The sequence below is a fragment of the Pseudoalteromonas sp. genome (assembly GCF_036960685.1).
In the GTDB taxonomy this organism is placed as follows: Bacteria; Pseudomonadota; Gammaproteobacteria; order Enterobacterales; family Alteromonadaceae; genus Pseudoalteromonas.
On sequence record NZ_JBALXK010000003.1, the window covers coordinates 193,629 to 214,428 of the forward strand.

At 40.8% G+C, this 20,800-nt stretch carries 21 protein-coding genes and 1 other RNA gene; 16 read left to right on the plus strand and 6 right to left on the minus strand.

Translation table 11 applies throughout. The annotated features are described in order from the left end of the window. The first annotated feature begins 94 nt into the window (after positions 1 to 94). From V7783_RS04510 to V7783_RS04520, 3 genes are all read left to right on the plus strand, one after another. Positions 95 to 862, plus strand: a complete 768-nt coding sequence (locus V7783_RS04510; RefSeq protein WP_335677675.1) for a hypothetical protein — start codon at positions 95 to 97, stop codon at positions 860 to 862. 71 nt (positions 863 to 933) lie between these two features. Beyond that, positions 934 to 1,629 carry an aspartate/glutamate racemase family protein gene (locus V7783_RS04515; protein ID WP_335677676.1) on the plus strand — a complete coding sequence of 232 codons (696 nt, stop codon included), beginning with the start codon at positions 934 to 936 and terminating at the stop codon, positions 1,627 to 1,629. An 83-nt stretch (positions 1,630 to 1,712) separates the two neighbouring features. Next, positions 1,713 to 2,243, plus strand: a complete 531-nt coding sequence (locus tag V7783_RS04520; RefSeq protein ID WP_335677677.1) for a hypothetical protein — start codon at positions 1,713 to 1,715, stop codon at positions 2,241 to 2,243. A 109-nt stretch (positions 2,244 to 2,352) separates the two neighbouring features. Here V7783_RS04520 and V7783_RS04525 read toward each other — a convergent pair whose 3' ends face one another. Together V7783_RS04525 and V7783_RS04530 are read right to left on the minus strand one after the other, a co-directional pair. After that, positions 2,353 to 2,550, minus strand: coding sequence for a CsbD family protein (locus V7783_RS04525; RefSeq protein WP_335677678.1), 198 nt, complete (start codon positions 2,548 to 2,550; stop codon positions 2,353 to 2,355). Between the two features lie 330 nt (positions 2,551 to 2,880). Beyond that, complete coding sequence (locus tag V7783_RS04530; protein WP_335677679.1) at positions 2,881 to 3,513, minus strand: RpiB/LacA/LacB family sugar-phosphate isomerase; 633 nt, start codon at positions 3,511 to 3,513, stop codon at positions 2,881 to 2,883. A gap of 220 nt (positions 3,514 to 3,733) precedes the next feature. Here V7783_RS04530 and V7783_RS04535 point away from each other — a divergent pair, with 220 nt between their 5' ends. From V7783_RS04535 to V7783_RS04560, 6 genes are all read left to right on the plus strand, one after another. Next, complete coding sequence (locus V7783_RS04535; protein ID WP_335677680.1) at positions 3,734 to 4,615, plus strand: hypothetical protein; 882 nt, start codon at positions 3,734 to 3,736, stop codon at positions 4,613 to 4,615. Next, a complete protein-coding gene (locus tag V7783_RS04540; RefSeq protein WP_335677681.1) occupies positions 4,573 to 6,474 on the plus strand; it encodes a GGDEF domain-containing protein in 1,902 nt (633 codons plus the stop codon). Before V7783_RS04535 ends, V7783_RS04540 begins: the two co-directional genes overlap by 43 nt. A 46-nt stretch (positions 6,475 to 6,520) precedes the next feature. Beyond that, entirely contained in the window at positions 6,521 to 8,944 is a 2,424-nt protein-coding gene (gene hrpB / locus V7783_RS04545) for an ATP-dependent helicase HrpB (protein WP_335677765.1), read from the plus strand. Between the two features lie 110 nt (positions 8,945 to 9,054). Next, the gene (locus V7783_RS04550; RefSeq protein ID WP_335677682.1) at positions 9,055 to 9,399 is read left to right on the plus strand and encodes a 5-carboxymethyl-2-hydroxymuconate Delta-isomerase; all 345 of its coding nucleotides are present in this window, start codon (positions 9,055 to 9,057) and stop codon (positions 9,397 to 9,399) included. A 13-nt stretch (positions 9,400 to 9,412) separates the two neighbouring features. Next, positions 9,413 to 9,907, plus strand: a complete 495-nt coding sequence (locus V7783_RS04555; protein WP_335677683.1) for a GNAT family N-acetyltransferase — start codon at positions 9,413 to 9,415, stop codon at positions 9,905 to 9,907. A gap of 24 nt (positions 9,908 to 9,931) precedes the next feature. Then, positions 9,932 to 10,345, plus strand: a complete 414-nt coding sequence (locus V7783_RS04560) for a DUF4019 domain-containing protein (protein ID WP_335677684.1) — start codon at positions 9,932 to 9,934, stop codon at positions 10,343 to 10,345. Between the two features lie 41 nt (positions 10,346 to 10,386). On the opposite strand, the gene V7783_RS04565 is transcribed toward V7783_RS04560, so the two are convergent. Beyond that, positions 10,387 to 11,043, minus strand: coding sequence for a hypothetical protein (locus tag V7783_RS04565; protein ID WP_335677685.1), 657 nt, complete (start codon positions 11,041 to 11,043; stop codon positions 10,387 to 10,389). Between the two features lie 460 nt (positions 11,044 to 11,503). Between V7783_RS04565 and V7783_RS04570 the strand changes: the two genes are divergently transcribed. Further along, positions 11,504 to 11,695, plus strand: a complete 192-nt coding sequence (locus tag V7783_RS04570) for a DUF3185 family protein (RefSeq protein ID WP_064665684.1) — start codon at positions 11,504 to 11,506, stop codon at positions 11,693 to 11,695. Positions 11,696 to 11,717: 22 nt separating this feature from the next. Here V7783_RS04570 and V7783_RS04575 read toward each other — a convergent pair whose 3' ends face one another. After that, the gene (locus V7783_RS04575) at positions 11,718 to 12,608 is read right to left on the minus strand and encodes a LysR substrate-binding domain-containing protein (RefSeq protein WP_335677686.1); all 891 of its coding nucleotides are present in this window, start codon (positions 12,606 to 12,608) and stop codon (positions 11,718 to 11,720) included. 149 nt (positions 12,609 to 12,757) lie between these two features. Here V7783_RS04575 and V7783_RS04580 point away from each other — a divergent pair, with 149 nt between their 5' ends. Further along, positions 12,758 to 13,681: a DMT family transporter gene (locus V7783_RS04580; protein WP_335677687.1), complete on the plus strand. Its 924-nt coding sequence runs from the start codon at positions 12,758 to 12,760 to the stop codon at positions 13,679 to 13,681. A gap of 12 nt (positions 13,682 to 13,693) precedes the next feature. On the opposite strand, the gene ssrS is transcribed toward V7783_RS04580, so the two are convergent. Beyond that, a non-coding RNA gene (ssrS, locus tag V7783_RS04585) (6S RNA) lies at positions 13,694 to 13,877 on the minus strand. Between the two features lie 195 nt (positions 13,878 to 14,072). On the opposite strand from ssrS, the gene V7783_RS04590 reads away from it, so the two are divergent. The 4 genes from V7783_RS04590 to V7783_RS04605 are packed head-to-tail and all read left to right on the plus strand — an operon-like array spanning position 14,073 to position 18,349. After that, entirely contained in the window at positions 14,073 to 14,636 is a 564-nt protein-coding gene (locus tag V7783_RS04590; protein ID WP_335677688.1) for a UPF0149 family protein, read from the plus strand. A 31-nt stretch (positions 14,637 to 14,667) separates the two neighbouring features. After that, on the plus strand, positions 14,668 to 15,993 hold the full coding sequence (gene pepP, locus V7783_RS04595) for a Xaa-Pro aminopeptidase (RefSeq protein ID WP_335677766.1): 1,326 nt from the start codon (positions 14,668 to 14,670) through the stop codon (positions 15,991 to 15,993). Positions 15,994 to 16,001: 8 nt separating this feature from the next. Continuing rightward, positions 16,002 to 17,186, plus strand: a complete 1,185-nt coding sequence (gene ubiH, locus V7783_RS04600; RefSeq protein ID WP_335677689.1) for a 2-octaprenyl-6-methoxyphenyl hydroxylase — start codon at positions 16,002 to 16,004, stop codon at positions 17,184 to 17,186. Beyond that, a complete protein-coding gene (locus V7783_RS04605) occupies positions 17,183 to 18,349 on the plus strand; it encodes an FAD-dependent monooxygenase (RefSeq protein WP_335677690.1) in 1,167 nt (388 codons plus the stop codon). Before ubiH ends, V7783_RS04605 begins: the two co-directional genes overlap by 4 nt. Before the next feature lie 11 nt (positions 18,350 to 18,360). Here the strand turns inward: V7783_RS04605 and V7783_RS04610 are convergent, their stop codons facing one another. After that, the gene (locus V7783_RS04610; protein ID WP_335677691.1) at positions 18,361 to 19,230 is read right to left on the minus strand and encodes an AraC family transcriptional regulator; all 870 of its coding nucleotides are present in this window, start codon (positions 19,228 to 19,230) and stop codon (positions 18,361 to 18,363) included. Between the two features lie 289 nt (positions 19,231 to 19,519). Here V7783_RS04610 and V7783_RS04615 point away from each other — a divergent pair, with 289 nt between their 5' ends. Further along, positions 19,520 to 20,785, plus strand: a complete 1,266-nt coding sequence (locus V7783_RS04615) for an MFS transporter (RefSeq protein WP_335677692.1) — start codon at positions 19,520 to 19,522, stop codon at positions 20,783 to 20,785. The last annotated feature ends 15 nt before the right edge of the window (positions 20,786 to 20,800 follow it).

A 20,800-nucleotide genomic window follows, 5' to 3' on the forward strand; every position in this document is an offset into this window, starting at 1 on the left:
ATTGTGAATAGTTTAGATATTAATAAATTGACTTTTAGGCTTTCAGTTCTGAAGTTGGTTATTTAAGTTTGTAGATAATTTTAAAGGACTAAAAATGAAGTTGCGAAACCACATTCTACTGTGCTTATCTCTACTTTTTGCATCAAATACATTTGCGCTTGAACAACAATATCACCAGAACATTTCTGCGATTATTGCCGCGTTTGAAGATGATGATAAAGCGGCGATAGCTGCACTTATTCGTTATCCGTTAAAGCGCAGCTATCCAGTGCCTGCTATTAATAATGAAGCTGAGTTAGCCGAACGTTTCGAACAGGTATTTGATCCGCAGCTGATTGCACAGATTGCTAATTCGAATATCGATACTGATTGGGATAAGGTGGGCTGGCGCGGCATTATGCTAAATAGTGGTATCGTTTGGGTTGATACCGACGGTAAAATTATCGGTATAAATTACCAAACAGCCAAAGAGCAGTTGCTGACGAAACGTTTAAAAGCAGCTGATAAACAAGCGCTGCACCCAAGTGTTAATACTTTTGCAGAGCCTATTTTAGATTGGCAAACGGCTAAATTCCGTATTCGTATTGATGACTTAGGGGATGGAAACTTCCGCTATGTATCGTGGGGTATTGATAAAAAACTCAGCGATAAACCTGATATTGTTTTAGTTAATGGCGATATAAAGTTTGACGGTAGCGGTGGTAACCATAGCTACACATTTAAAAATGGCCGCTATAGCTATGTATTACAAGTTACAGTGATCGGCTGTGATACCTCGCCACCAGGTTGGCTTGAAGTATACAAAGACAAAAAGTTGTTATTGTCTGACGCTGTGATCAGTGCAGTTAATAAGGCTAATTAAGCTTCTAGTGAAGAGCGGCTATTTTTAACTTGCTGTGAAACGTAAACTGCGATCGAGAGTGGGAACTAGCTATGAAAACAATCGGCATGCTCGGCGGCATGAGTTGGGAGTCAACAACCAGCTATTACAAAGCTTTAAACGAAGGCGTTAAAAACTCATTGGGTGGACTACATTCTGCCAAAATTTGTATGGTGAGTGTCGATTTTGCAGAAATTGAAACGATGCAGCATCAAGGTGATTGGCAACAAACAGCAAGTATACTTACCGAGGCTGCTAAATCAGTTGAGGCTGGTGGTGCCGATTTTTTACTTATTTGTACCAACACCATGCATAAAGTGGCCGACGAGATTGCCAGCAATATTACCATTCCAATTTTGCATATTGCCGATGCCACCGCCGAGCAATTAAAGCACGATAACATTACGCGAGTAGGATTATTGGGCACGCAATTTACAATGGAGCAAAACTTTTACAAAGAGCGTTTAACTGATAAGCATAACATTGAGGTATTAATACCTGAGCCTAATGAGCGAAAGCGAGTGCACGAGGTTATTTATTCGCAGTTATGCCAAGGGATTATTGATGACGATTCGCGAGCCGATTATATACGCATTATAGAGCGTTTATTTGAGCAAGGCGCGCAGGCCATTATTTTAGGTTGTACTGAAATTGCTTTGTTGGTAAAGCCACAACATACACAGGTTCCGCTCTACGATACCACCAAAATACATGCCGAGGCAGCAGTAAAACTAGCCCTCGCTAAGTAAATAAGGTTGATTAATTCTGCAAATAACCACTTCGGTATACTTGTATACTGTGATGCTGATAGTAAAGTAATTTGGGGGTAGAGGTGAAAAAGCTTACTATTTATTTGTTACTTTTATTATCTGTTGGATATTCTTCAGTTGCTTTATATTCGCTCATTAATAGTGATATTGAAGATATTATTATTTGCAGCACTAATGATAATACTCATTACATCCCAAGTGACGCTTGTGAATATTACTTACTTAATTATAGAGCCGATAAGGATGATATCGAATCACTTGAATCAGGCACTGGTCTAGCATTTTTATTTGAAATTAAAGATATAGATAAGCGTGATGCTTATATCGAACACTTTATTTCTAAAGGAGTCAAAGTAAATACGTTAAGTCATATAGATGGCTTATCACCTCTGCACTCAGCTATTTTGCTTAATGACTTTGGCTTAGTACAACTTTTAATAGATAAAGGCGCGAGTATTACCATTAAAGAAAAATCACATGTACTTACACCTTTAGAGTTTATTCATAAATTGAGTGAAAAAAATGCTCAGATAAATAGACAGCTGATATCTGAACTTTTGACGTCGGTTTCAAATAATAAACAGGCTGGATAATTCAAAGGCTTGCCCAACATGTTAAATCTAATAAATCTATTATTTACCAACAAAAAAACCGCCAGCTGGCGGTTTTTATTAGCAAGTAAAGCTGTTAACGCGCTTTATATTAATGGCCTTTCTCAAACTCATCAACTTCACGCTCAGCGTCTTCTTTCGATTTACCGTATGCTTGTTGGATTTTACCAACTAGCTCTTTACGGCTACCTTCAATTTTATCTAAATCATCGTTGGTAAGGTCGCCCCATTTACGCTGAGCTTTACCTTTAAGTTCTTTCCAATTACCTTCAATACGATCGCTATTCATAATTTACTCCTTGTATAGATAAGTGATTTTCTTGTCATGTCACTTATTAAAGAGCAAACTGTATACCATGCTAGATAATTATTTTATTTAAATTTAAATCAATGGTTTATATTTTTTACTGGCGGTGGCTATTACATTGAGTGTTTAATTATTACGTTAATGTGTGTAATTATTACGACCTTGAAAAGTAGGGATTGATTATTAATATTTGTGTGGGTAATTCACTTTTTAGAATCTTTCTTTAACTATTTCACACGAAAAAGCCAATGAAAAATTTATACTTCATTGACTTGTAGGTATTGATAATGTTCATTACGAAGGCGTGATTTTTTAAATACGCGCTTTTACAAATGCCGCAATTGCGTCGTCTTGGCAGTGCGCGAAAAAACACTCTTGGAAACGTGGGCCGCCAATGGCTTGTTTAATCAGTTCAGGATCAATGGCTTCCAGTGCGCTTAAGTAATCTTTAGCAACATCCGCTTTTAGTTGATTTAAAATACCTGCATTTGTTACTTGAGATTCTTTACGCTCTGCTGGATACCCTTGGCCTTTTTCGCCGGTAAATGCTTTTTCAAATATATACTTAATATTTAACTCAGCGCCCCAGCCAAAGCCTTTGGCATAAGGTAAAGCGAGTGCATTACCGTTATTTATTTGCGCGAACAGGTAAGCATCAGACGGATCAATACAATAACCGCAGCTCACACCCGCAAATGCATTGCTCGCCATTAACGCGCCTTGGCCTGTGCCACAACCAGTTACAACAAAGTCGACCGCTTTAGAGTTGAGCAGTAAGCTTGCGATAATGCCTAGGTGAATATAAGTTAGTCGATGATCGTTATCGCCATCCATACCAACATTAAATACTTGATGGCCTTGCGTGTCGGCTACGCTGTTTAATTGTTCAAGCACGATTGGATTTTTAGCAGCTTGACTGAACTCATTCATTAATGCGATTTTCATTTAGTCCTACCCAAATTGATTAATATTAAAGTGATTCTAACTACATTTGCTACCGGTGGCAAATGTCAGGCATGCATAATAAATAAAAAGCGAACTAAAAATAGGTGAGATTTTGGTTACATAAAATAACGCAAATTAACATTCTCTTCGTTATTGCTGTATAATTAGCCACTGCGACATTGTCTAGTGTCGTAACTTTCTTATTATCAGGGCGTTGTTTATGAAGTACTTCTTTTATTTATTAATGCTATTTAGTAATTCCTTAGTCGCAAAGCCAGTGTTGGTTATCGATATTCTTAGTAATGAGAACTTTAGCGAACGTTATAGCGCTTTTTTAAATGGTCGTGATGTACTTAGCATTACTGATTTTACTGCCAATACACATGGATCTCACCTTGAGATCGTGGAAATGATTTTACTTCAGCAAGCTTTATACTTAGGTGGTGAAACTCGCCCTGTGGAGTTTCGTGCGCAGTCATGGGTAAACAACACTGAATTTGATGCCCTAATTGATGGCTCTAGCCTAATGCTGGCACGCAGTGTGTGGCATGAAGATATTTTAAACTACCGTGGCTCGCTTTATGTTAGTGAGGCTGTTATTGAATTTGGTCAGTACGAAGCGGGTTTATATGTTGCAGCTGACAACCTGCAAGCACAACAATTACAAGTATCACAACTTAATAAATTAACCGTAGTGGTTAACCCTCGTTGGCAGGTTGATTGGCGGGCACTGGTTAATACCCCGATGAGCGCAATTAGCTATATTGGCCCATGGGAGGAAATGCTAGCGATGGTTAAAGCCAAAGTAGTCGATGCGATGATGATTAATTTTAGTGTGGGGGCTAACTTGGATTTAAATTATGACGGACAATTATTTACGCCAATAAAAAACGTCAAGGTGGTGTTGCCTGATACTCGCCATTTTGTTGTAAGTAAAAAACACCCACAAGGTAAAGACGTTGCGCAAGCGCTTTCGACAGGTTTAAAAATATTGCAGCAAGGCGGTGTTATTAAAAAGGCATTTCAGCAATCAGGATTCATCAACCAGCAGGTTAAAGATTGGCAGATAATAAATCAGCAAATGATAGTAGCCACTCAATGAGAAGTTATTTTAACGTATTTTGTTTAGTGTTACTGATGTACGGTTGTGAGCTTCTAGCGAGTTCTGCAGGGCAAGAAAAGCAGCAATTAGATCGCTATTACGATAAATTTAAAGCAGATATTGATGACGATAACATGCTGCATGTCATGAGCTATATCAAAGAGCTACGGCGATTGGCTGTCTCGCAGCAGGCGTTGGAGATAGAGGTTGAAAGTTATTTGTTAGAGGCGTTAGTGAAACGCCGTTATGGGGCATTTGAAGAGGGCGTAAAGCTTAATAATTATGCCTTGGAATTAGCGCAATCCGCTGGAAATCAAAAGTACACTGCTTGGGCTTATTTACACTTGGCGCATTTAGAAATGGAGCTGGAGCGTTTTCGATTAGCGCTTGAATATATACAGCATGCTGTTGATTTTTATAAAAATGAAAATTCAGAATACACTGCACTCATGTACCTTTGGCAAAGTAAAATTTATTTGGCTATGGGGAGCTACCATCAAGCATTGCAGGCGAGTAATAAAGCGCAAAAGGTAACTGCAAATATTGGCGATCTTAGCAATGAAGTGGTGGTTCACCATGCGCAGATCCTCCTTAAACTTGGCGATTATCAAGTGGCACAGGCGATGTTAGCTAACGTTGACCCTAATCAGTTGAGTAAATCACAAGAGCGAGTTCGTTTGCATTATTACTTGGCATTAGCTAATTGTTATTTGCAAGCGGGGAATTTTAAACAAGCCATACATACTGCATTATCGCAGCTCGCAAATAGTTACAATACGCGCTTTTTAGATGAGCAGGCACAACTACAGTTTTTGGTGGCGAGTGCTTACCGTCAGCAAAAAGAGTATAAGTTGGCATATCGTTATTTAAATCGCTATACACTGAGCAAAGATGCGCTGAGCTTACAGCGGCGCAATAATAAAGTGTTACAGCTAGAAGCGCATTTTAAATTTGATTCGCAAAATCAACAATTACAGCTGTTAGGTAAAGATAACGCATTAAAAGAGCAGCGGCTATTACAACAACAGCAAACAATTGAGAACCAGCAACTACAGCATCAGCGCTGGTTGCTTGCAGGCATTTTGATTATGTGTGGGCTGGCATTTATTTATTGGCGTTGGCAAAATCAGCGTTACTTAGTAACGCTAAAACAACAAGTTGCTGAGCGTACACACGAACTTGCCAAAAGTAATGAGCTATTAAAAACAATGAGTTACACTGATAGCTTGACGGGTCTACACAATCGCCATTACTTCTTTAGTGTTATCAACCAACAGCTAGCAAAGTTAGCGCGAATTAATCATCTACTCCCTCCAGCGCAACTACAAAACTTGGTATTTGCAGTGGTTGATATTGATCACTTTAAAAACATTAATGATAGCCATGGTCATGGGGCTGGGGATCAGGTGTTGGAACAGTTTTCAAAAATACTGCAACAACACAGCCGTAACAGTGATTTATTGATCCGTTGGGGTGGAGAAGAGTTTTTACTGGTCATGGATAATCTCAGCCTTGATGAAGCTGCACATACGCTAAATCGTATGCGTAATGCTATTGCAAACCATCATTTTACGTTAAACCATAATGAAGTTTTACAGTGCACTTGTTCGGTCGGGTTTGCCTGTTATCCGTTTATCGCAGCGATGCCAGAGTTGTTTAACTGGGAGCAAGTAATTGAACTAGCTGATGGAGCACTGTATTTAGCAAAAGAAAATCAACGCAATGCTTGGGTTGGCATTACCCCAGCAACGGAAAAGTTGCATTGGCAAAGTGACGATGTGGTGAAGCATTATCGTAAATACTTGTTAGCAGGTGATCTACAAAGCTATAGCAATATTACCGCAAAGCTGAAATTATAAGGTGGTTTGAGTATAATCAGCAAAATGGTTATTAATGGTAAAACGTGTGCTACCCGTTGAAGATATTTATACACAGCTAGTTACCCAACTAAAAACTCACCCTATGGCATTATTACAAGCGCCACCAGGGGCGGGTAAATCAACGTGGTTGCCCTTGCAGCTAATGCGTGATGGGCATTTTCAGCGTATTGTTATGCTTGAGCCGCGTCGCCTTGCTGCACGAAACATCGCCAGCTACTTAGCTCGTTGTCAAAATGAAAGTGTTGGTCAAAGTGTTGGTTTACGGATCAAGCAAGAAACCAAAGTTAGTGCCAATACTCGCCTTGAGATTGTTACCGAAGGCATGTTGACGCGGATGCTACAAAACGATCCTGAATTGACCGGTATCGATTTACTTATTTTTGATGAGTTTCATGAACGCTCCCTCGCCGCAGATACAGCATTAGCTTTTGCACTAGAATCACAAGCTGCATTGCGTGATGATTTAACTATTTTACTGATGTCAGCAACTCTTGATGGGCAGCGTTATCAGCAGTTTTTTGACTGTCCCATCATTGAATCAAATGGCCGTAGTTTTCCTATCGATGAAGTGTATATTCCTCTAAAAGATGAAAGCCGTTGGCTTGAGCAAATACCTGCAATAATTACTCAAGCAGTCAATGAACAAGCGGGTAGCGTGCTGGTATTTTTACCCGGTCAGCGAGAAATTAATCGTGTGCAACAAGCACTTAATGAGCTACCTGCTGATTGTCAGGTTTTTACACTCTTTGGTGAACAAGATAAGGCGACTCAGCAAGCAGCCATTGCACCTGCAAAAAATGGGAACCGTAAAATCGTATTGACTACCAATGTTGCGGAAACTAGCTTAACCATTGAAGGTATTCGGATTGTGGTTGATAGCGGCAAACGTCGCGCTGCGAGTTTTAATTTAAAAACCGGTGTTACTGAGCTGACAACACAAAGTATTTCTCGTTCTTCAGCCGTGCAAAGAGCTGGTCGAGCCGGGCGAATAGAGCCCGGTGTTGTATATCGACTTGGCTCAAAGCAAACCTTTGAGCGACGTAATAGTCATGATGCGCCGGAGATAGTGAGCACCGATATTAGCCAATTATTATTAGAGGCAAAATGTTGGGGCGCTGAGTTAAGTGACTTGAGCTTGTTAGATCCGCCTGCGCAACAACAAGTTCAGCAAGCAACTAAACTACTGCAAATGTTAGAAGCTCTCGACGGTAAAGAAAAACTCACCGCCCTTGGTACACTGATGCTAGGTTTTGGTACTGACATTCGCTTAGCGCACATGCTTATTAAAGCGCAGCAATTAGAGTCGAGCATGCCCGGCATTTATGGTTTAGCTGCATATTTAGTGGCGTTATTAGAAAGCCGTATTAGTCATGCTGCCGATTTAAACTTAGCCTTACACAGTCAACATGCGCGGCCACATCCGCTATTTAAGCAACAACTAAATTATTGGTTAAAGCGCTTAAAACTCAGCCCAGTTAACGACTTAAAGACGGGGTATTTAGCGTTATTGGTCGCGTTTGCATTCCCTGATAGGCTCGCTAAAAAACGAGGTAACGGCTATTTACTTGCCAATGGTGCTGGCGCCGAGCTTAGCGAAGAGTTTTGGCATAATGATGACTATCTCGCTATTGCCAGTATGGGTGGGCACAAAGGGGGCCGGGTGTTTGCTGGTGTTGCATTTACACCAGCTGAAATTGAAAGCGAACTTGGGCATTTATTTTACCAGCAAACTCGTTGCGAATTTGACGAAAAAACCGGGCGTTTTATTCACCAAGATGAAGTGAAGCTTGGGGCCATTACCCTCAGTAGTCAACCAAGTAAACATGCTCTAGATAAAAGCGAGCGCGCTAAAGCATGGTTAAGCATATTTAAAAACTATGGCTTTAGCATTTTCAATGAACAAACCGAGAGTGAGCAGTTACTTATTCGTATGTGCTTAGCCAGTAAATTATTGCCAGAGCAGTTCCCAGCCATTACTGAGCAGTCACTGATTGACAATGCCGATAGCTGGCTTGGGGTATACCTAGAAGATATAAAAACTCTCGAACAGCTGAAAAAATATAACTATTTTGAGGCACTACAAAACTGCTTTGATTGGCAGCAACAGTCAGCTTTAAAAGCGTTACTACCACTTAGATTAACGGTGCCGAGTGGCTCAAACATTCGTATTGAATATCAACTCGATGGCCCTGCAAAACTCAGTGTGCGGATGCAAGAAGTATACGGCATGACCAGCACGCCATTACTTGCACAAGGCAAGCTTGCCCTATTAATGGAGCTACTTTCACCAGCAAGGCGACCATTACAGCTTACGCAAGATCTTGCTGGCTTTTGGCAAACCAGCTATCGCGATGTGCAAAAAGAAATGAAAGGCCGATACCCCAAACATTTTTGGCCAGACAGCCCAGCAACCAGTGTCGCGACCAGTAAAGTTAAAAGTAAGATGTGACGGAGTGAGAGTAAAGTTAGCGATAAAAAGTTAACTATAATGCAGTGCTTTATGGTTTAAAAAAAGGTAAGTTACATACTTATTTTTATGCATAAACAAGGAGTTATTTAATGCCACATTTTATTGTCGATTGTTCACAGAGTATCTTGGCTCATCATGATGAAGATACTATTAATGAACAAATTCATCATACTGCAAACGCATCGGGATTGTTTGCTGAGCACGAAATTAAAGTTAGGGTAAACCCTTATAAAAACTATTTAGTGGGTAACAAACGAGATGAGTTTATCCACGTATTTACTCATATAATGCAAGGACGAACGACTGAGCAAAAAGCTGAATTATCAAAGGCGATAGTAACTCAGCTTACTCAGATGTTCCCACATATTGATAATATTGCGATGAATGTGAGTGACTTTGAAAAAGCCACTTATTGTAATAAAAACCAACTCTAATAGGGTGAATAACATGTTACGGTTGAGGAGGTTTAAAGCTGACGACGCGTTATTGCTCATCAATTACCTTAATAACCCAGAGGTGATGCAGTTTTTATCGCCAAAAATTCCAAATCCTTACACTATTGATGATGCACGCTGGTGGATTGAAACTGGTTCAAAAGCAGGGCATACCTTTGCAATTGAACAGAACGGGCACTTTATTGGTTGTATTGGCGCTGTTGCGGGTGAGTTTGAATACAGTAAATCAGCGGAAGTGGGTTATTGGTTGGCTAAAGAGTGTTGGGGACAGAGAATTACCTCGCAAGCATTAGTATTACTTATTGAGAAAATACAACAAAACAACGATATAGTAAGGTTACATGCGGTTGTTTTTGAAGGTAATACACGCTCAGCTAAAGTACTTGAAAAGGTTGGCTTTGCTCAAGAAGGATGCTTACACAAAGCAATTTATAAACAGGGCGCATTTTATAATGCACTGGTTTATGGCAAAGTTATAGCGCAATAGTTGGCAAAAATAGTTGGATTTGAAATGAAGAATATAATTGTTGTTCTATGTTTATTTATAAGCACACTCACTTGGGCACAGACGCTAAAGGTTGTTGATGTTACAACAGAAATCGCTCCAGCTACGAGTTGGTTAGAAGTGGTTGATAGTGGAAAATACACAAATAGTTGGCAACAGGCGGGGGCGTTTTTTCAAGAAAATGTACCAGAGGCGCTTTGGGTCTCTAAGTTAGAGCAAGTTCGCACACCGCTCGGTATTGTTAAATCTCGCGAAGGTATAAGTCGCCAAGTGTTAACCTCAATACCGCAATTACCTGATGGTGAATATGTGATTTTAGAGTTTCAAACTGATTTTGAAAATAAAGCGAACTCTATTGAAACTGTGACACTTAAAAAATCGGCTGAGCAGTGGCAAGTGATTGGTTACTTCATTCAGTAAGTTAATGGCCTTGCACGGGATTACGTGCAAGGCATAGAACATTACTTCTTGCCTGTCAGCTCTTCAACAATGGCATTCATCTCTAGTGGCATTTGCGCCAAAATAGAATCTTGGTCATTGGCTAAAACCAGATCTTTTTCAATGTAAGAAATAACTTCTAAGTTTTTCACATTGATGATACCGCCAAATGCTGTAACGCGTCTTACACCAGGTACTGGAATACCGCCAGTGCTATCTACGTGAAGTACAATAACGTTTTCAAAAGAGAAGTTCTTATCTTTAATAGCACCTGAGCTTTTCAGTGCTTTGGTTAACTTGTCCATTGAGTATTGTAAATCGGTTGCAAGTTGCTCACCGTAATAGTTAATTTGGTAATCACCTTTATTGGCACCACGGCGAATACTTTCACCTAGTGTCCATGAAAGGTTACCGACAACGCTATAAAGTTGTTGCGCAGAAATAACAGATGCGCCGTATTTTCCAGCAACACCGGCAGTGATTGCTAAACCTACTTCAGTATCATTGCCTGGTACACCGTGCAGTGATACTGGGAAAATCATTGCAGGATTTGTGGTTGAAAATTCAACTGGTAGTTCATATTTGTCGTTTGTTTTAAGTTCAGTTGACACACAGCCAGTTAAAACGAGTGATGCTGCAAGAGAGATAGTTGCAACGGTTTTCTTTAGATAAGCATTCATAAGGGGTCCTTTTTAATGTTGTTTAGCTTCCTAGGGCGGCGATTATACAAATGGTCGCTATTTAAGCAATGTGTAAATTTTGCCGTGAGCGAATGAGCCGGATTTTTATTTTTATATGTGCAATTAATAGTGGGGCAGTTTAACAAGTTTAGGGTACAAAAAGAGTGAGTTGTTGCTGATATGGGGATGATTCAGCCATGATGAAAAATATTCAACTTGATCGTTTTGTTATATTGTAATGCTATGTTTTTACTGTATTTATATTACATATTAGAACTATCTGCGATGTTTAAGTATTGAGAGTGAATTAAATGATACGGCAGCTAGACGAGTCATGATGAATGAACTCTATTAATATTTGTAAAAAGTTTGTCGCTTAGATTGCTACATTAATTTTGCTTTAATCAATACCATAGCGTATTTTTAGATATTCTTAACGCTGAGTTTTATAGGAATTCAAATGAATAAAATAATTGGTATTGCGCTGATCTGTATTGGTGTTGCATTAGCTTTTTGGGGTTATGACGTCTATGACTCAGCAAGTTCGCAAATTACCCGCACTTTAAATGGCGAAACTCCGCTTGAAGCGTGGGCAGCCATGGTTGGTGGGGCGGTGTGTATCGTATTTGGCGCGTTCAAAGTAAAAGGGTAACTGCTTACTGAGCAGCTCACTTTTACTCATCATTAAACTGCAGTTTTAGCCATTGTTTGAGCTGCAGTATATTCGCATTTTCAGCCTTTCCTTTTGCGCTCACGAAGTGAAATTGTTGGTATGGATTCAAAATAGGCTCACCTATTTGCACTAGCATGCCATGTTTAATATCATCTTTTACAAACTGTTTATGGGTAACCACTATACCTAATTGGCGCATAGCCGCTTGTGTTGCTTGCACCGATATACTAAAAGTTAAGTTTTTATGCTGTTGTGGCATGGTTAACTTTTGGGCATCGCACCAGACCTGCCAATCGGTATAACGACGTGGATTTTCGACAAAAATTGCAGGGTATTTACTCAGTATTGTTTGTAGGTTTTGCGTTGGATCGAGTAGTTGTGGGCTACACACTAAAATTAGCTCGTCATCACCTAGCTTTTCACACGCGTAGTTAGTCCAATCTTTGGCATTGCCATGAATTAATGCAACATCAACCCCTTGCTGCTCTAAATTAAACTCACCGACCAAATTTGATAAACGCACATCGAGCTCTGGCGCGTAATCTTGTAACTCAGCGACACGAGGGATCCACCAATGCAGCGCCATAGAATTAACCATATTTAATGTTAAATAGCTATCTGCTTGGCCTTTCGATGCTTCATCACTGGCGGCGATAATTTCATTAAGCGCTGGGTGCACTCGTTGATAATAGCGCTTGCCCGTGCTGTTTAACTCAACTCGGCGGCCCACTCGGTTAAATAGTGGTGCATTGAGCTGTGATTCAAGCGACTTTATTGCTTGGCTTACCGCTGAGTGACTTATATGTAGCTGCTCTGCTGCAAGTATCATGCTGCCCGTTTGCGCTACTGCCACAAAACTATGCAGTGATTTTAATGGGATTGAATGAGCCATACCTTCTCTTTATTAAGTTTTACTTACAGGTTTATACACTATTACTCGCTTTTTAATTGTACGTTTTCACGCTACTTTAGCGGCCAAACTTATCTTAAGCTTATTATTCTCAATATAAAACGTATTTAGTTATTGAGGAAGAGGTTGTTATGGCGACTATTTTACGGCCCAGTATGTTTATGCTGTTGTCCACATTTACTTTAGCGTTGAATGGCTTATTATCAAAACTTTTAACGGTTCATTTTAGTGACGCCATTTTAGTTATGCTGCGTTTACTCATTCCAGCCTTAGTGATGCTGTTGTTGGCAATGGCTAGCCATTGGGTTATACCAAACCAAGCTGCTTGGCGTGCATTTACCCTACGGGCAATTTTTATTGCCAGCTGCCAAAGTTGTTTTATGCTGGCGCTGAGCCACTTAAGCTTAATTGAGGCGGTGGTGTTATTTAGTACCGGGCCATTATTTATACCGCTGCTAGAGCGGTTTTTCTATAAAACCAAAATTAGCTGGCTGGTAATGCCAACTTTAATCGTGATGATAATTGGCGTGGCGATGCAAAACTTAACCGCACAAGGGATCATCTGGCGCTGGGAGTTATTAATTGGATTAGCTGCTGGGGTTTTTAATGGTTGCTCGCAAGTTGCCTTATTTAAAGCCAGTAAAATTAATCTACCAGTATTAGTGATCAATGGCTGGTGCTTTGCAATTGCTGCATTGCTGGTATTGCCGGTCATGCTGATATTTACTAATCAATATGAGTACCAGCAGAGTATGCAACTGCTCAGTAATATTGAACAAGGGATCCCGTTGTTATTACTATTTTTGGGGTTGTCGACGGCGTCCACGCAATTTTTTCGCTCTAAAGCATATCGATTAGTAGATTCAAACTCAGAGCTTGCGCCGCTTATCTATACTAATTTAATTTTTGCGATGGTGTTTCAATTACTATTTTTTGATACATCAATGAGTTTGATGCAAATATTAGGAACTGGGTTGATAGTGCTTGCGACATTATTAAACACATTTGCGCCGCATTATTTTAAACGGATTAAAGTTCAAAAAGGAATAATCTGAAAGAAGTTGAAGGTGTTCCCCAAGTATGCGGCACTCGGTGTCAGTCCTGAAACCATAAGGTCTCAGGGCGGGGATCTGCGGTTTGCCGTAGGCTTCTCGGTACATGCCGAGCTTGCACAATAGCAGACGAACAGAAACCCTAACATAAAATTTATCGGCTCAGGGACTTAACCAAGCTCCAACACCCTAGGGAACAACTTAAGTATATAAGACATAATCCAATCCTTACACCCCAAATTGAAAAAACTTATACTGCTTGCTTGCTTTTTCAACGCTGGTAACTGGCTATTTACTTTTCGGATTGCTTTTTGACCTCAATCATACTTTTCATTGGAGTTGCTATTTATCGAGTGGTAGCATTAACTTAATTAGCCAAGCGAAAGATGCCAGCATGAACGAATTACCAGATTACCAACAAGCTCAATTATTACTTGAGAAGAACGAAATTTTTGTCACTCCAGCAGAAGCCCATGGTGTGATCAGTGGTTTACTAGCCTGTGGTTTGAACATTGAAGCCAAAGAATACTTAGGCTTATTAAGCGATGTGTTTAATGATGGCCAGTCGTTTAGTCATGACTTAAAAGAATTTTTTGCTGTGATTTACAAGCAAGTAGTCGCCAGCTTTAATGACGAAGAGTTTCAATTTGATTTATTTTTACCAAGCGACGATGAAACCTTAATTGACCAAGCCAATGGTTTAGTATCGTGGGTAGCCGGTTTTATGCTGGGTTTTGGTTTAAAACAAAAAGATTACGGCAAGCTCTCAGCTGATGTTAAAGAGGTCATTAGCGATTTTAGCGAAATAACCCGCTTAGACACCATGTTTGATGAAACCGAAGAAGATAGCCAAGCGCTGCATGAAGTGATTGAGTATGTGCGTGTATCGGCATTACTTTGTTTTGCTGAACTAGGCCAAGAACAGGTACCAGCAAGCACTAAAAAAACACTTCACTAAGTTAAAATTAACAGTATAAACAGGGTTTATGATGCCAACAGTTAGTATTGAAAAAGCTGAGTTTAAAGCACGCCGCGAACGTTTACTTGCGATGATGGAGCCAAATAGCGTGGCTATCATTCCTGCAGCGAATGAAGTAACTCGCAGTCGTGATACCGAGTATGCATTTCGGCAAGATAGCGATTTCTATTACCTAACTGGCTTTAATGAACCTGACGCTATTTTAGTGCTTTGCCCAAGCAGTGAAACACCCAGTACGCTGTTTTGTTTGAGCAAAGATAAATTAGCTGAAATTTGGCATGGTCGTCGTATTGGCTTTGAAAAAGCAAAAACAGAGTATTTATTCGACCAAACCTGTGCGCTGACTGAGCTAGATGAGCAATTATTGAATTTGGTGAACGGCCAGCAGATTTTATTTTATGCGCAGGGGACTTATCCACAATTTGATGACAAAGTGTGGGGGCTGTTAAATACTCTGCGCGGCGCGCCGAAAAAAGGCTACAAAGCACCGCACACCATTAAAGATATTCGTGGCTTAGTGCATGAAATGCGCTTGTTTAAATCAGCTGCTGAAGTAGCTATTATGCGCAGGGCATGTGAGATCAGTGCGCAAGCTCATATTCGTGCAATGCAGTTTGCAACACCTGGCGCCACAGAGTACCAATTAGAAGCGGAACTACATCATCATTATGCAATGCATGGGGCTCGTCATCCCGCCTATGGGACCATTGTTGGTAGTGGCGATAACGCGAATATTTTACATTACACCGCAAACAGTGACACTCTTAATGACGGTGATCTAGTATTGATTGACTCAGGTGCTGAGCTGCAAGGTTATGCGGCAGATATTACGCGCACCTTTCCTATCAATGGCAGATTTAGTGAACCTCAAGCACAGTTGTATAATATTGTACTTGCGGCACAAGAAGCGGCATTTACAGAAGTTAAACCCGGCGGCAGCTTATCTAAAGCCAACCAATTAGCGATGACGGTTCTAACTCAAGGCTTACTGGATTTGGGTATTTTGCAAGGTGAATTACAAGAGTTACTTGATAATCAAGCTTGTAAAGCATTTTATATGCATGGCTTGGGTCATTGGCTTGGCCTTGATGTACACGATGTTGGTGACTACAAGCAAGATGAAAAAGAGCGCCCATTTGCACCGGGTATGGTGCTTACAATTGAGCCAGGCTTGTATATTGCGCTAGATGCCAAAGCGCCTGAGCTATATAAAGGCATTGGTATTCGTATTGAGGATAACCTCTTAGTGACCGAGCAAGGTTATGAAAATTTAACCGCTAGCGTGCCAAAAAGCATTAGTGAAATAGAGGCCGTGATAAACATGGGCAAATGCTAGGAGCAACCGTGGCAAAGCAGTTTGATGTAGTCATTATTGGTGGCGGCTTAGCCGGCGCTAGCTGTGCCTTGAGTTTAGCCAAATCAGCACCTGAGCTGAATATTGCGGTTATTGAAGCGCATCAACCTAGTGGTGACCACCACCCCAGCTTTGATGATCGCAGCATTGCATTGGCGCAGCAATCAGTGCAATTTTTACGACAGCTGAATTTATTTGACCCCACAGCAAATTTTTCCGCAGCAATAAAAAAAGTGACGGTTTCAGATCGTGGCCACTTTGGTAAAACCCATATTGATTGCCAAGAATTTAACCAGCCGGCATTAGGCTACGTGGTTGAGGTTAATCCATTTGGCCGCTCTTTACACCAGTTGTTAACGCACTCCAAGGTTGAGCTTTTTTGCCCCGACAGTGTGGCAAGTTTAAGTTACCAGCAAGACTACGCCGCGTTAACTCTGAACTCTGGGCAGCAAATTCAAGCTGCTTTAGTGGTTATTGCTGACGGCGCGCAGTCACCTACACGACAATTAGCTAACCTTAATTTTACCACTGAGCCTTATTCACAAGGGGCAATAATTGCCAATATTGAAGTTGTAAGTGGTCACCATAATCATGCTTTTGAACGCTTTACGGAGCAGGGCCCAATGGCACTTTTGCCAATGAGTAATAACCGTTATTCATTGGTGTGGTGCATGGAGCCACAGCAAGTGAGTGAGCATATGTCACTCACTGACGACGCGTTTTTAACAGCACTACACACTGCATTTGGTTATCGAGCAGGGCAATTCACTAATGTCGGTATGCGAGCAAGCTACCCACTGGTATATGGCCGTGCGGAGTCGTTAACTGCGCATCGTACTGTACTGATTGGTAATGCAGGACATGCAATTCATCCTATTGCTGGGCAAGGGTTTAACTTAGGCCTGCGCGATGTACAAGTATTGTGTGATCTTGTTAAAAGCAAACAGCCGTTGGGGAGTTATGCGTTTACCCGCGATTACGCCAAACAACGCAGCCAAGATATCAATACTGTGATGACTTTAACCGATGGCTTAGTACGATTGTTTTCAAATAGCTCGCGATTACTCGCTTTGGGCCGCAGTTGTGGCTTATTCTCAATGGATTTATGTTCTTCATTAAAAACCCCACTGGCAAAGCAATTAATGGGGCAAGTTAAACAAGGTAAACGACTATGAAACAGGCGCAAGTATGTGTTGTAGGTGGCGGCTGCGTTGGCTTAACGCTTGCACTAGGGTTGGCAAAAGCAAATATTAGCGTAGTGGTTATTGATGCAGCAGCAAAGCAAGTGTTACCTGGTGCAGATTACGCACTGCGCGTAAGTGCATTAAGCTTAGCCAGCCAAGCATTATTTGAATCACTCAATGTGTGGCCAGAGATCATCGCCCAGCGAGCGCGCGCCTACACCCATATGGATGTTCGTGATCAAGACAGTTTTGGGAAAATTGCCTTCAATAGCGCTGAGTTAGATTTACCACAATTAGGCCATATTGTTGAAAATGATATTATTCGGTATGCGTTGATCAAAGAGCTCGAAAAGCACAGCCAAGCAACATTGATGCTTGATACTCGCTATCAGCAAATTCACCAAAGCGATAATGATGTATTTATTACGCTTGATTCTGGCGAGCCCGTTATAGCGAAATTGCTGGTGGCGGCCGATGGTGCTAATTCAGCAATTCGTAAACAGTTTAATTTGCCTATCACTTTTAAAGATTACGACCACAACGCTATTGTTGCCACGGTAAAAACCACTGAAGTACATAACAATACTGCACGGCAAATATTCCTGCCAACTGGGCCACTGGCGTTTTTACCATTGCCTGATGAACACAGTCATTCAATTGTTTGGTCAACAACTCCAGAGCATTGCCAGCAATTACTGGCAATGGATAATATAGAGTTTAATAAAACGGTAATGGCTGCCCTTGATGGCCAATGTGGTTTGTGTGATGTGCAAAGCGAGCGCGCAGCGTTTCCACTGAAAATGCGTTATGCGCAGAAGTGGCTCAGTGGCAAAGTGGTATTAATGGGCGATGCAGCACACACCATTCACCCATTAGCAGGGCTTGGCATGAACTTAGGTTTAAAAGATGCCGCCTATCTAACTCAATTATTAAGTTCGCAGCAGGGCGAATTTGCCAATGAGCGATTACTTCGAGATTACGAGCGCACTCGTAAACTTGATGCGCAAAAACACATTGCCATGATGCAAGGCTTAAAGGAGTTATTTGCCGGTACTAACCCGCTTAAAAAGCTCGTCCGTGGTGTGGGTTTAACGATGGTTGACAATTTAGGCCCTATTAAACAGCTGTTTGCTAAACAAGCGATAGGCAAATAATAAAGCGAGTTTTATACCAGAGATTTTTGTCGCAGGCGCTTTCTAAACTGAGAGGGAGTAGAACCCTTTAGCGCAAGAAAGCGTCGATTAAAGTTAGAAATATTCTTAAATCCACACTGATCACTAATGGCGGTAATAGCGCGATTAGTGTTGATCAATTCTTTACATGCCTTGCCAATTCTCAGCTGATTAATAAACTCAGTTAATGTGCGCTCCATACGCTTTTTAAAAAAGCGATGAAAATGGTTGGTGCTCATATGCGCCATCGTGGCGAGCTGCTCTGCGCTGAGCGATTCAGTGTAATGCTGATAAATATATTCAACCACCTTGTCAAACTTATCTCGCGCTGGATCATTCTGATCTAAATAATTAAATGTTGAGCTTGATAGTGTGCGTGCTTCAGTGTCTTTACTTAATAAGTACAACAGGTTAAATAACCCTAAATACTGCTCGAACGGTTCTGCTTGCTCAATCTGTTCAAAAATAGTCTTAGCTTTAACTGCGGTGCCTAAGGAGAATTTTGAACCTCTATATGCTGAAATAAGCATTGGTTCTAAGACTGTAAACTCAGGGTGACTAGCTACTTGTTGTTGGAGCCATTTTTTAGGTATTTGCGCTACATGTACAACTTGTAAACTGTCATCGTGATTAACAGATGATTGCCAAGTATGGGGAAGATCCGGGCCTAGGATGACTAAATCTAATTCTGCATAAGGTGCTATATAGTCACCAATATGACAAACGCCGCTACTGTTGAGCGTTAAGCAAATTTCAAACTCAGGATGGTAGTGCCAATTAAACGGTATAAAATCAAGAGTATATTTGCAGTATCGCCATGATGAATTGGTATTGGGAATGACTTTCTCACACATAGCACGCATTGTTTTTCTCTCGTTATAATTATTATTTAGTGAAGATAAAAGCAACTTTTAGCAGAGCAGTCAATATTTATATATCCGCTTTTAGTATTAGCTTGATCTGTTACTTAACCCCAAAATGATAGTTGAAAAGTATCATAATCTCATTGATAAGTGCCGCATAAAAATTATTCAAGGTGCAGACTAAATACTCCATTTAGAGTGGTGATCACACTCCTTTGAATCATTTTGTTTGTATGCCCACAAGCCATTTGAGATCACCACTCTGCTTATAATTTTAGGTAGAACAACAATGAAGCCACATTATTTTATCGTTGCACTGGTACTGTGCACCTTTTTTGTTATTTCGTTTATAACAAACTTATTAGCGCCGATTTTTCCGGCACTTATTGATAGCTATAAAATTGGTTTAACTTTAGCGGGACTATTTCCGTTTGCATTTTTTATTGCCTATGGCGTGATGTCTATTCCTGCGGGATTATTAGTACAGCGCATAGGCGAGAGAAAAGTCATGTTAATCGCGTTTACAATCGCCTTTATAGGCTGTGTCTTGTTTGTGTGGTTACCGGTGTTTTTGGTCGCAATGGTGGCACTTTTTTTAATTGGTACCGCAATGGCATTTTTGCAGGTAGCAATTAATCCATTATTGAGAGCTGGCGGCGGATCTAAACATTTTGCGGTATTTTCGGTTGCTGCTCAGTTGATGTTTGGCGCAGCAGCGGCGCTTTCCCCCTTAGTTTACAGCGCGATAACTCAGTCTAATTCATCATTTTCCAGTCAATTATTACACTTAGTGCCAACGAACATGAGCTGGTTAAGTATGTATGTGATATTTGCAGTGATTTGCCTGATCATGTTAATCACAGTCGCTATTGCACCTATAAAAACGGGTGAAAATACTACAAAAAATCAAACGATATCGATTAAGCAAAGTGTTTCTTTATTAGCTGATAACACAGTACTTAAGTTTTTCTTTGCGATTGTCTCCTACGTTGCGCTTGAGCAAGGGGTAGCTAATTCGATTTCGGTGTTCTTGCAGCACTATCATCAAATTGATCCCTCAGTACACGGTGCGCAAGTGGTCAGTCAGTTTTGGCTGGCCCTAACTTTAGGCTGCTTATTAGGCATTGTGTTACTTAAGTTATTTGATGCAAAAACAGTATTGTTGGGTTTTAGTGCAGGTGCAGGGTTGAGTTTACTGTGTGCATTATTTGGCAGTGCGGCTATAGCGTTGATTGCATTTCCGTTGGTGGGATTCTTTTTGTCTATCATGTGGTCAGTGATTTTTTCACTGGCATTAAACTCGGTGTCGCAAAACCACGGTGCAGTATCTGGCATTTTATGTACAGGTATTGTTGGTGGCGCATTTGCCTCCCCAATTGTTGGCGTGCTCAGTGAACTCAGCGGCAGTTTACAAGGCGCATTACTGATTTTACTGCTGCCTCTTGGCTATATTTTTAGCGTGGGTATTTGGGCTGCGCCCTTGGTGAAAAATCATACCTTTAGATTTACTCGAAAGCCATCAAGTAACAAAAAACTTCAACAACATACCCATTAAAATAGATAGAGGCTG

Excerpts from the sequence above, each read along its gene's own strand:
- V7783_RS04510 (WP_335677675.1), top strand. The coding sequence starts at position 95 with ATGAAGTTGCGAAACCACATTCTACTGTGCTTATCTCTACTTTTTGCA.
- V7783_RS04515 (WP_335677676.1), top strand. The coding sequence starts at position 934 with ATGAAAACAATCGGCATGCTCGGCGGCATGAGTTGGGAGTCAACAACC.
- V7783_RS04525 (WP_335677678.1), bottom strand. The coding sequence starts at position 2,550 with ATGAATAGCGATCGTATTGAAGGTAATTGGAAAGAACTTAAAGGTAAA.
- V7783_RS04530 (WP_335677679.1), bottom strand. The coding sequence starts at position 3,513 with ATGAAAATCGCATTAATGAATGAGTTCAGTCAAGCTGCTAAAAATCCA.
- V7783_RS04535 (WP_335677680.1), top strand. The coding sequence starts at position 3,734 with ATGAAGTACTTCTTTTATTTATTAATGCTATTTAGTAATTCCTTAGTC.
- V7783_RS04550 (WP_335677682.1), top strand. The coding sequence starts at position 9,055 with ATGCCACATTTTATTGTCGATTGTTCACAGAGTATCTTGGCTCATCAT.
- V7783_RS04555 (WP_335677683.1), top strand. The coding sequence starts at position 9,413 with ATGTTACGGTTGAGGAGGTTTAAAGCTGACGACGCGTTATTGCTCATC.
- V7783_RS04560 (WP_335677684.1), top strand. The coding sequence starts at position 9,932 with ATGAAGAATATAATTGTTGTTCTATGTTTATTTATAAGCACACTCACT.
- V7783_RS04565 (WP_335677685.1), bottom strand. The coding sequence starts at position 11,043 with ATGAATGCTTATCTAAAGAAAACCGTTGCAACTATCTCTCTTGCAGCA.
- V7783_RS04570 (WP_064665684.1), top strand. The coding sequence starts at position 11,504 with ATGAATAAAATAATTGGTATTGCGCTGATCTGTATTGGTGTTGCATTA.
- V7783_RS04575 (WP_335677686.1), bottom strand. The coding sequence starts at position 12,608 with ATGGCTCATTCAATCCCATTAAAATCACTGCATAGTTTTGTGGCAGTA.
- V7783_RS04580 (WP_335677687.1), top strand. The coding sequence starts at position 12,758 with ATGGCGACTATTTTACGGCCCAGTATGTTTATGCTGTTGTCCACATTT.
- V7783_RS04590 (WP_335677688.1), top strand. The coding sequence starts at position 14,073 with ATGAACGAATTACCAGATTACCAACAAGCTCAATTATTACTTGAGAAG.
- pepP (WP_335677766.1), top strand. The coding sequence starts at position 14,668 with ATGCCAACAGTTAGTATTGAAAAAGCTGAGTTTAAAGCACGCCGCGAA.
- V7783_RS04605 (WP_335677690.1), top strand. The coding sequence starts at position 17,183 with ATGAAACAGGCGCAAGTATGTGTTGTAGGTGGCGGCTGCGTTGGCTTA.
- V7783_RS04610 (WP_335677691.1), bottom strand. The coding sequence starts at position 19,230 with ATGCGTGCTATGTGTGAGAAAGTCATTCCCAATACCAATTCATCATGG.
- V7783_RS04615 (WP_335677692.1), top strand. The coding sequence starts at position 19,520 with ATGAAGCCACATTATTTTATCGTTGCACTGGTACTGTGCACCTTTTTT.